A 10,940-nucleotide genomic window follows, 5' to 3' on the forward strand; every position below is an offset into this window, starting at 1 on the left:
AGAGATTGAGCGTCACGAATATGTCACATTTTATAGTCCTTTCAAATATATCGTTTTACTGCCTATAGTTTTACTATCAGTAAGCGCTTTATTTTATCAAGCAATGAAAACGCTTACTACAACCCGACTATAATACTGTGTGACTGATATTCATTCATTTTTTCACTCAATCACAATATCATTTCTATCTGGAGGGATATCTATGAAAACAGGTTATATTTTTGATGAAAGTTATTTTTGGCACGACAATGGAAGCGGAACGCTCTACTTACCATCAGGCGGCTATATGCAGACAGACGTATTTGTCGAACATCCAGAAACTAAAAGGCGTGTAAATAACTTACTCGCACGTTGCGGACTAATGAAAAAACTGAAACAGATCGAACCTCGTTCTGCTACTAAAGAAGAAATTGAATTATTTCACACAGCCGAATATGTGGAAAAGGTAAAGCTACTCAGTGATACGACAGGTGGCGATGCAGGCGATCATGCCATTGTAGGAAGAGGGTCTTATGAAATCGCGCTTTTATCTACCGGTGGCGCGCTTCGGGCAGTCGATGCTGTCATGGAAGGCGAAGTGGATAATGTCTACGCGATGACTCGTCCACCAGGTCACCATGCTGAACGTGATAAAGGTATTGGATTCTGCATTTTTAATAATGTCGCGATTGCCGCAAAATACGCACGAAAAAAATACGGGTTAAAACGTGTCCTCGTTCTAGACTGGGATGTGCATCATGGTAATGGTACTGAGCAGGCATTTTATGATGATTCGAATGTCTTGTTCCTGTCTATCCACCAAGACTTGAGCTTCCCTAGTAATACTGGTTATAAAGAAGATGTCGGTATTGGAGAGGCTCGCGGTTACAATGTCAATATTCCATTGCCTCCTGGGACAGGTGATGCAGGATATATTCATGCCTTTGAAACAATCATTGAACCAATTGCAGCAGAATTCCAACCCGAACTGATTATTATTTCAGCAGGACAGGATCCTGGCATGTTCGATCCACTCGGCCGTATGATGATGACCGCCGAAGGTTTTGGAAAATTGACCGATATCATGCTACGTATTGCAGATGCCCATTGTGGGGGTAAAATTATCTTATGCCACGAGGGAGGATACAGCAATGCATATGTACCATTTTGCACACTAAAAATTATTGAGCGCTTGAGCGGGTTGGCTACAGACGTAACTGATCCTTACACAGCAGGTGCGCAGGGATATCCTGACAAACTTTATTCCAATCAAAAAGAGGCTATTGACGACATTATAGGAATACAGCAAGAGTTTTGGCAAACATTACGTCCGGTAATCAGGAAATAGGAAAGGTCATATTACATTGGTTACTAACGAGGGTCCCTTCCCTTTTTTACTATATTAAGGAGGCGTTTAAATGGGTACAAAACAACAGTCAATTGAACAAGTAGGATTTGAATTTATCCCTGAAAGTGAGAGGAAAGGTAATCCGAGAGAATTGTTCTTTACTTGGTTTGCCGCAAGTACTGTATCCACGACGCTAGTAACAGGGGCACTCGCTGTCATGATCGGACTTAGTTTCTGGTGGGCAGCGCTGGCAATTCTATTAGGTCATGCAATTGGTTCCGTAATTATGGGACTGCACTCCGCGCAAGGTCCGAAATTAGGTATTCCCCAAGTCTTGCAAAGCCGCGCACAGTTTGGTTATTTTGGTGTTATTTTACCTATGTTAATTATTCTGACGATGTATTTCGGCTATGGCGCGATGAATACCATCTTAGTAGCACAGGGTATACAAGAAACACTTGGATTTAATATCAATGTTACTGTCCTTTTCAGTTTGATTCCCATGGTTTTACTAGCTATTTACGGGCAAAACATTATTCAGAAGTATATGAAACTTTACACAATCGTATATACAATTATTTTTGTAGTGCTTTCAGTAATAGTTATGAGTCAATTGTCGATGGATTTATTGAGTCAAGGTACATTTAATTGGACACTTTTCATCCTAGCGACTTCCATTTGTGTAACGTGGCAGATTACATATGGCCCATATGTATCTGATCACTCTCGATTCATGCGTTCTGAAGAAGCCCGTAAAACATTCTTCTATACAGCGGGCGGTAGCTTTCTGAGCTCTGCCTGGTTGATGTTAATCGGTGCAGCGATTGCAACAATGGTTGTCAACGGCAATGTCATGGCAGAAATTAAAGACATGGGTGCAACAGGATATGTCATCGTCATTTTACTGTCATTAGGTGTTTTAATCATTAATTCTTTAAATATCTATGGCGCGGGTATTATCGTGTTATCAATCGCCAACAATTTTTGGGCTTTTCGGACTTCCGCACGTTTACGTATCCTCACCTCCATCGTTATCGGAATTATTATTGCCTTTGCCGCCACGGCAGGTGCAGGTAACTTTATGTCTAACTTTCAAATTTATCTAGGTTTCGTTTTATTCTTTATCATTCCCTGGAGTGTTATCAATTTAACAGATTTCTATGTGTTGAAAAGACGCTTTCACCATGAAGAATTTATGAAGAAGGACGGACAATTCGGTAGGCTGAATAACAAAACAATGGGAATCTATTTATTAACAATAGTATGTCAAGTCCCTTTTATCAATACAGAAATATATCAAGGATCACTTTCTAAGGCTATGAACGGTTTAGATATCGCCTGGATTGTTGGTATCATCGTTGCTTTCACATTCTACATTTCTGTTGCAAAAATTAGTAATCGCTATTCTAGTAAAGAAGTTTCATCTATTCGTGTAGCGAATCCAGCTGAGTAGAGGGTAACTATCTGAATAGTATTAAATGTTTACTGATGAATAGATATCGTGTCGAATGTTAATTACCAAACAAGCAACCTGCAGAGACCATTCCCTGCAGATTGTTTGTTTCATAAAAAATACCGTCCTACAGTAAGGACGGTATTTTTTCTTTCATTATTTAGTTGCTTTTGTTTCTTGTACAAATGTTTCTCCGCTTTTGCGTGCTTGGATATCAACGCTATGTTCTGGGTATTCTTTTTCAAGACGTTCATAGTATTTTTTACTTATCTTTTCAGCATCTTCTTTTTTCATGTCTTCCGTTACTTCAAAGTCTAGCAAGACGAAGCCACCTGCATCTTCAGTAATGATTAAACTTACTTCTGATACCCCTTCTTCTTTCTCAAACTCTTCTTTTAACTCATCATTAGTAGTTGTTGTTTCAGATTTATCTACAGGCTCTTTCACAACATTTTCAGTTGGTTCGGTTTGTTCCTTGTCCACATCTGTAGCTTTTTCAGTATCCGCATTACAAGCTCCTAATAATAGAAGTGATAGACTTAGCGGAGCAATAATTTGTCTTTTTTTCATGGTAAACCGACCCTTTCTTTTGTTAACTATACTGTGTATCCTATCATATCTGTAAAACCTTGACAAATAAACCGATACTATGAAACGTGCAGTCAACCAGTTATGTAACTATATGATCAGACCCGAATATGAGTCCTTTTCTTCACATCTATTCCAATTGACCGATATAGAATGTATACGATTATTTTTGGAGGTGGGACAAATAGTAAATAGTAAATGGTGTGCTATTTTCACATGCTATATTGCAATTATCATTGGGTTCCTATTTAGTGTAGCAAACTCAGCGGAAGCAAGCGAACGGATTACTGGCACATTTATCAAGGCTAATTATGAAGATGTAGTAGTAGATAAAGCCACTACCAAGAAAGAATTACGCAGTGTGACAATCAAAAACGATGCAGGAGTTGCAGCTACTTATACAATCGATCGATACACAAGGTTATCCGTGGACACAATCGCTGTTAAAATCGATGCTTTTAAGTTAGGTATGATAATAGAAGCGGATCTACAAATTCGCCATCTTAAAACTCTTCATGGTAAAACGGATACACCAAGTGCGGTCATTGAACCAAACGCTAAAGCCTATAGCGGTATGGTCACGTATGTGGATAAGAACCGAAAAGGTCTAACCATTACATTAGATGACGGCCGTGTAAAGAATGTCTATATTAATTCAGAAACTCAGTTTTTTAAGAAAGGGAAACTTACGACTAGTAGCTCTTTATATGAAGGAGATCGTGTCAACATTAAGTTCTCCAACTATAATTCTAACTACATTACAATGTTAGAAATTTTAGATCCAGGCGTTCAAGTTGCAGGCTTATATAAAGGAACACTTCATCAAATCGACCCGATCAATCGTAAAATTATCGTGCGTAACGAGACGAAATTTCTAAACTGGCACTGGTATGAAAACAATGTCAAAAGCACTTCTAGCTATTACTACTCTGCCAAAACACCTATTTACTTTGAAAATAAACCAGTTCCCCATAATCAGTTGCGGAAGTATGCAAACCTGAAAGTCTACCTAGCAACTGTAAATAAACATGGCAAAGAACAAGTAGAACGTCTCATTATACAAAAAAATGCGGAACGTACTTTTTACGAACCATTGAGAAGCTTTAATGGAAAAACAAAAGAAATTAGCCTGATGGATTCACACCGATTCCGCTATCACGATGGATCTATTCTGATCCGCAACGGCCGCTTAGTCTCGCCTGAATCATTAGGCGCTTATGGAACAGCCTTTGTTGCGGCATCCGGACCGATCAAAACACAGTACGCAAACATTGTACATATTAGCAATGACGGATTAGACAGTCCGAACTTATCTGATCAGTCTATTTACTTCGGCAAAATTGCTGGAGTGCTTGGCTATAAGTTACGTCTGTCAGATGCTTATGAACTAAAGAATAATGTTTGGTCTTCTATGAAAGAAAAAGATGTAGATTTTAATAATGAGACGTATGCAGTGCAAGAATATAGTAAACAATTTATCACACTTATCCCCCAAATGGACCTGCGCTTCATGATGGACTATTACGGATATTTCTATATTTCCGATGACAATCAAGTGACTGCTATCCACTTAACAGACAGCAACAAAGCACTCGCTACTATTACGTTAGTGGGACGTTTATCCAAGTTAGACCCTGTACCAAAAGGAAAGGTCACTCCTACGAAAATCAGTGTACGGAATGTAAGTAGATGGATGAACGGTGCATGGGCTGATCAAGCCGAAGTGAAGGATATGAATATTCAACAAGCTACCTTCATCAAGGATGGTGTAGTCATTCAACCAAGTGATTTAGAAATTAATGACCGACTATTTATACTTGCTGAAAGTATCGTCAAAGGAAAAATTATTCTAGTAGATTAAAAAATCAGGCAGTGAAAGTATCATCTCCCTGCCTAATAGAAGGTGTTGTATTAATGAAGTTCTTTAAAAAAATAAGCGTATGTACTCTTTTCTCTCTTCTTCTAGTCATAACCTCACTTCATGTTAGACCAACATTCGCAACCCCGATCGACGTAAATGGCGGGGTCATGAACGAATATGAGTATAGCGAAGTATTTTTCCTGACAGGTGAGCCTATAACCTTTTCTGGAAAAGCGAGTATCACAGAAAAAGAAAGTAAAAATATTCTTACTCGTACTTACCGCTTTACGTTAACCGGTGATAAAGAGAATCCGAAGTATAAGGATGCAAAACTTACTAGAAGCTTAAACTATGTAGCCAACGTTAATGAACACGAAGGTAAAGGCCAAACTACTTCCCAATTTGAAGTGAAGAGCTATTCCGAGAAAGTAACTATCAGTAAGGATACGTATACACTTGCTGACTATCAGTATTCGGAAGGAATGGTGGCAGACAATCTACCTGCTTCCACTTTTTATTCAGGCAATATGGTTGGCCGGAAGATATACAAATATGTAAATGGCTCAACTAAAGATGAAGAGATCATTACCGTTCACTTAAATGGACGTAATATGGGCTATAAAAACTTCTGGGGGGCTACTGAAACGCAGTTGATGGATTCAGAGATTGTTACGCCTAAAGGTTCTGCTTTCATTACAAGCAAAGCTTCCGACAGCAAATCTCGCGTCATGGTATACGAACCATTCGACCCTTCCATATCGAGCTTTACAGGTGGACATTCCGTAATCAGCTCTTCCGATATGGTAAGTGAATATACGTATAACATTCCTTTCGGTGCAGGTAAAGGAAAACTGGAATTGCAGAAAAAGAATTTACCATTGGTAGAGCGCTTAATCGTGCCTAAATTCCGTGATCTAAATCGGCACAAAGCAAAAGATTCCATTGAAAAGCTTTATTCACTTGGTATTTTCGATGAAAATTCTCAATTCTTCTCCCCGAATACACCCATGCAGCGCTATCAATATACAATCGGCATTTTAAAAGCAGTGGACCTTCGTGTTCTGGAAGAACCAAAGAAAAGCAAAGTACCACGAATTCCAATTTTCAAAGATCTGTCCACAAAAGATCCTGACTATATGTATATCGAAAGTGCAGTAGAGCAAGGAATCATTACCGGGGTTACACCAGACCTATTCGAACCTGATAGCCCCATCACACGTGTACAAGCGATCGCCATTCTCGTTCGGGCACTTGGAATGGAAGGTCGTGCTCCAAGTCCAGGCTTCAAAACACATTATGTTGACGACTATAAGATTTCCGCATGGGCTAAAGATAGTGTCTATGTTGCAACAGAACTTGGATTGGTAAAAGGGACCGAACAGAACTACTTCAATCCGAAGCAACCCCTGACAAGAGCACAGGCGGCATTGCTAACATCCCGTTTCCTGGATTTTCTGGAAAATGACTTAAAGCAAAATTATCGCGATGATATCTTATTCCAATAAGAAAGGAGCTCTACCCTATTGAATCGACGCACTATCTATATATGGAGTTTATCACTTGTACTATGTGCCCTTTTGCCACTACAAGTTTCTGCTAAAACTCCTTTCACAGATGTAAATGATCGCTACTGGGCTAAAGATGCTATTCAATGGGCTTCTGAAATCGGCTTAACATCCGGTTATCCAGATGGGACATTCAAGCCGGAACAATCCATTACGGAAGCCCAACTCGTAACAATGCTCGTTCGCTTTGATCTCAACTCCCCTCATTCATTCCTTTCAAAAAAGGGTGAGCATAAGGCGATGGGAAATTATCGTTACCTAGCTAAATACCACTTACCGTTACGCGGGCTTAACAGTGGTTCTGCAAGAAACATGGCTTTACAGCGATCATTTGCAGCGAAGATTTTCGCCGCGTATCAAGGAAAAGATTTGTATGCACAGGAAGCGATCTATTATCTTTACACACATAATCTGGCCAATGGAGTAACAGGTAAGAATGATTATCAAGATTTTGCGCCAAAAAGAAATCTTACGCGTGCTGAAGCGGTTCATATTATGTATCAAATGTTCCTTAATCAAGGCCGTTATATTCAAGGTCTTTCATCACCCGCAACAGGTAGAGATAATGCACAATATGCAAAACCTCCCCTGTTCATTGAAGAGGATGAGCTAGAATTCGAGCGCCCAGTCCCACCTTCCCTACCCGGAGTTAATCCCGGCAAGCCTTTTGAAAGAGTGGATGTGGATATCGAAAAGCCAACCTTAACCGCGAATGGTCGAGATGAAACATTCATTACATTTACATTTAAGGATTGCAACGGTAAGCTCATTCCTTATGAACAAGAGATGGAATTTGAAGTGACTTCCAAAGAAGGTGCGGCAATTGAGGTAGATATACCTATCCCACAACCCGATAAGCCACTAATTTCGCCCACGCCTAAACCCGAGCCGGTGCCGGAGCCTGAACCTAAACCTGAACCAACACCTGTTGACTCGCAAAAATCAGATGAAGATCCTGATCGTGCGTTTCCGGAAAATGGAAATGCAGTGAAATCGGCTGCTACAGTTGCTGCTGCGAACCCTTGGTATCGACATGCGATTTCAGATGGCCCAGAAGTTACGGTGAAAGTGACTGCGCCCCGTACAACGACTCAAACCGTAGACGTGATTACTTTGACGCCTATAACGAAAATAGGATCTTGCTCACTTCCTAGAGCAACCGCAACTATTACGTATGTCCCTAGAGCTGAAATTCAGTTAGATATTTATGACGGAAAATATAATGACTTAGGAAGAACTTTCATTACTGCTACACTAGCACGTCCAGGTGGTGCACAGATTACGAATTTCAATGGGTATTTAAAAATAGACTCTTTATATCATCTACCATTTGAATCATCATTCGTAAAGTTTAGTCATGGTCAAGCCACGACTTCTTTCATTACCCCCACTACTTTAATGAAGAATGAAATCATTGTTACAGCAATAGCAAACACGTCGGTAACTGACAGTGCAGTGCAATCTATACTAGAGAAAAAATTTAGTGCACCCGTTTCGTATGCACCACCATTATCAGCAGATAAGACGTGTACAAATCAAAAGCCTGAAATCGGTTTCCTAATAGATTCTTCGGGCAGTATGAAGCGTAATGATCCTCAGCGATTGCGTGTTACTAAAACAGAAGAGTTCATTGACACACTGCAAGCAGATGTCAATATAGCAACGCATTTCACTACTAGCGGAATGTTTTTAGAGAAAGGTACACCAAATCCTGTTATCAAGTCTTTGGAAAAAGTGAAACAAAGTGGCGGTACAAATATTGCTACTGGTCTAAAAGTAGCTTTTGATAAATTTACGACCGTTCAACCAAAAACGCTTATACTTTTGACCGATGGCAAATCCGCCAAGGCACCTATTTTAAAAGAAGTCGAGTATGCCAAAAATCATGGCATCAAAATCTATACGATTGGACTTGGACAGAATGTAGATACTGATCTATTGAAACAAATAGCCTTGGATACGGGTGGGAAATACTTCTCTATTAAAGAGAATATTGAATTACCACTTGTATATCAATCGATTTTACAAGAAATTAATTGTGGCATACCAATTGAATCTTGCTCACTGAGTGCATCCATTTTCGAGTCCCCTTCTGTAAAACTGGAACATAACGATATCCGAATGAACACCGAACTGTTGACTGCATGCGGTCCTATTAGCAAAGTAATCGTCCGCTTCTCTTCACAAGACGGTAATTTGGATTATGAACTTACGCACAGAAGACAAGGAATTTATATGCTGAATAAAAAGCTTTATGAAATTCAAGACTTCTTACTAAATCCCAATGCAACATTCATAGCATACGACAGTGCTGGGAAAGAAATCGGCCAGCAAATAGTGCAAATTTAACAATAATAAGTAAGCGTCGCTGCAGAGTTCCTACACTCTGTAGCGACGTATTTTGTTTACACTATGTTTTACATTTCATACACCAATCCCCTGTCAACGTTCACCAGGTTTTTGAAGAACGATAAACGGGTATGCTATATAGCAACTATAAAGAAGGAGGCTATATAATGGATGAACTGATAAGCAAAACATTTATTGGTGTGTATTACAACGACGCTGACCTTCTAAGCAAGATAGAAGAATTAAAAGTGACCGGCTATCTCGATGATAATATTTATGTAATTGCTAAAAATGAAACTGACGTAGCTATGCTGCGTAGTAGAACAGGTGCAGATGTGTACTCCGCATATGATACGTGGAAAGATCGCTTTATGGATTTCCTAACAGGTGAAAATCATATTAAACAAATGATGTATGGCATCGGGATGGATACGGATCAAGTAGACCGCTATTACGAAGAAGTTCAACACGGTGGCATGATGTTATATGTAGATGAAGGTTGGGCTTTCAGTGTATATTCGAAAGACAAGACGTTCCAAACAGATAGATTATCAAATCATACGCCTAGACCTGTCACCGATTCCACTAAAACAACAATTCCATTCATTGAAGATATAGAATCTGAACCGTCTTATGGAGGATATGAACCACTGCAAAACCCTGCACATCCTGAAGTGTTGAAGTCAACTAGCCAAGCTGGGAGCATTCAGACAAATAATTTAACTTCTAAAGAAGAGCGTACCGTATTGTCCGAACAAATCGAGCATGAAGATTCTGCTGCTTTCCCTAGAGAATGAGTACTTTCGTGATGGGCCTTCCTTTCCTACAGGAAGGCTTTTTTGCTTTGTTACAATCTGTTTACAAAACGCTATTCTTGTAACCTCTTCTTAATATGAACGTAATGTTTACTCTGTAAGCTGTCGTGTAAGATATAACTTGCAGCTAGAGAGTGATATATAATGTTTCGGAGGAGAATTATTCATGAAAAAGTTTTTATGTTCAATTTTGATGGCATCCGCCATGTTCGTCGGATTCACTGGCGGGACAGCCGATGCAGCAGGTAAAGCGACAGCTAAGAGTGGTACATACATAACAGTACATAATGCGAATGTTCGAGCAGATGCTGGAACCAAACATAGAAGAGTCTTTACATTGAAAAAAGGTACACGTGTCCAACTGACACATCAAAAATATGCAGATAAGCAATTGTGGTATAAAGTAAAGATTAACGGTAAAATGGGATATGTTTCAAGTTCCCTGTTAAAGAGATCTACAGGCAAGGCAGTAGCAGCAGCTTCTAGTGCTAAAAGTGGAGGATCTGGTGTTGTGAAAACAGCAATGAACTTGCGCGGAATTCCGTACCGTTTCGGCGGCACTACAACTAGAGGATTCGACTGCAGTGGATTCATTCAGTATTCATTCAAGAAAAATGGTAAGTCTGTATCTAGAACAACAACTGGGCAATTCAATCAATCGTCTAAAATTAAATCCCCAAGACCTGGAGATCTAGTATTCTTCCACAACACATATCGCAAAGGGATTTCCCATGTAGGAATCTATGTTGGAAACAACAAATTTGTTCATGCTGGTGGCAAGAAGTCAGAGGTTGTCAGCCTAAACAATCCGTACTGGAAATCTAAATTCAATAGTTTCAGAAGAATATAATCGAGTAGGAGGGAGTGATTAACTCCCGACCTCTCACACCACCGTACGTACCGTTCGGTATACGGCGGTTCAATTAAGATTGATGACGCAAAGTTTCGTAACGTGATAATAGACTTTTGAGCCCTTGGGAAC

General features: G+C 39.7%; 8 protein-coding genes. 7 read left to right on the top strand and 1 reads right to left on the bottom strand.

Annotated elements, in window-relative coordinates; all coding sequences use genetic code 11:
* Nucleotides 1–202: 202 nt before the first annotated feature.
* A complete protein-coding gene (locus CSV67_RS08560) occupies nucleotides 203–1,327 on the top strand; it encodes a class II histone deacetylase (RefSeq protein WP_099631174.1) in 1,125 nt (374 codons plus the stop codon).
* Nucleotides 1,328–1,397: 70 nt separating this feature from the next.
* A complete protein-coding gene (locus CSV67_RS08565; RefSeq protein ID WP_099631175.1) occupies nucleotides 1,398–2,780 on the top strand; it encodes a purine-cytosine permease family protein in 1,383 nt (460 codons plus the stop codon).
* A 156-nt stretch (nucleotides 2,781–2,936) separates the two neighbouring features.
* Here the strand turns inward: CSV67_RS08565 and CSV67_RS08570 are convergent, their stop codons facing one another.
* Nucleotides 2,937–3,350: a cation transporter dimerization domain-containing protein gene (locus CSV67_RS08570; RefSeq protein ID WP_099631176.1), complete on the bottom strand. Its 414-nt coding sequence runs from the start codon at nucleotides 3,348–3,350 to the stop codon at nucleotides 2,937–2,939.
* Nucleotides 3,351–3,462: 112 nt separating this feature from the next.
* Here CSV67_RS08570 and CSV67_RS08575 point away from each other — a divergent pair, with 112 nt between their 5' ends.
* From CSV67_RS08575 to CSV67_RS08595, 5 genes are all read left to right on the top strand, one after another.
* Complete coding sequence (locus CSV67_RS08575; RefSeq protein WP_158232904.1) at nucleotides 3,463–5,229, top strand: hypothetical protein; 1,767 nt, start codon at nucleotides 3,463–3,465, stop codon at nucleotides 5,227–5,229.
* A gap of 53 nt (nucleotides 5,230–5,282) precedes the next feature.
* Nucleotides 5,283–6,734 carry an S-layer homology domain-containing protein gene (locus CSV67_RS08580; protein WP_099631178.1) on the top strand — a complete coding sequence of 484 codons (1,452 nt, stop codon included), beginning with the start codon at nucleotides 5,283–5,285 and terminating at the stop codon, nucleotides 6,732–6,734.
* 18 nt (nucleotides 6,735–6,752) lie between these two features.
* Nucleotides 6,753–9,143: an S-layer homology domain-containing protein gene (locus CSV67_RS08585; RefSeq protein WP_099631179.1), complete on the top strand. Its 2,391-nt coding sequence runs from the start codon at nucleotides 6,753–6,755 to the stop codon at nucleotides 9,141–9,143.
* 167 nt (nucleotides 9,144–9,310) lie between these two features.
* The gene (locus tag CSV67_RS08590) at nucleotides 9,311–9,940 is read left to right on the top strand and encodes a YflT domain-containing protein (protein ID WP_158232905.1); all 630 of its coding nucleotides are present in this window, start codon (nucleotides 9,311–9,313) and stop codon (nucleotides 9,938–9,940) included.
* A 184-nt stretch (nucleotides 9,941–10,124) separates the two neighbouring features.
* Nucleotides 10,125–10,808, top strand: coding sequence for a C40 family peptidase (locus CSV67_RS08595; RefSeq protein WP_099631181.1), 684 nt, complete (start codon nucleotides 10,125–10,127; stop codon nucleotides 10,806–10,808).
* Nucleotides 10,809–10,940 lie beyond the last annotated feature (132 nt).

It is taken from the genome of Sporosarcina sp. P2, assembly GCF_002743255.1.
GTDB lineage: Bacteria > Bacillota > Bacilli > Bacillales_A > Planococcaceae > Sporosarcina.

Coding starts and splice junctions, on each gene's coding strand:
- CSV67_RS08580 (WP_099631178.1), top strand. CDS start 5,283: ATGAAGTTCTTTAAAAAAATAAGCGTATGTACTCTTTTCTCTCTTCTT.
- CSV67_RS08590 (WP_158232905.1), top strand. CDS start 9,311: ATGGATGAACTGATAAGCAAAACATTTATTGGTGTGTATTACAACGAC.
- CSV67_RS08565 (WP_099631175.1), top strand. CDS start 1,398: ATGGGTACAAAACAACAGTCAATTGAACAAGTAGGATTTGAATTTATC.
- CSV67_RS08595 (WP_099631181.1), top strand. CDS start 10,125: ATGAAAAAGTTTTTATGTTCAATTTTGATGGCATCCGCCATGTTCGTC.
- CSV67_RS08570 (WP_099631176.1), bottom strand. CDS start 3,350: ATGAAAAAAAGACAAATTATTGCTCCGCTAAGTCTATCACTTCTATTA.
- CSV67_RS08560 (WP_099631174.1), top strand. CDS start 203: ATGAAAACAGGTTATATTTTTGATGAAAGTTATTTTTGGCACGACAAT.
- CSV67_RS08575 (WP_158232904.1), top strand. CDS start 3,463: ATGATCAGACCCGAATATGAGTCCTTTTCTTCACATCTATTCCAATTG.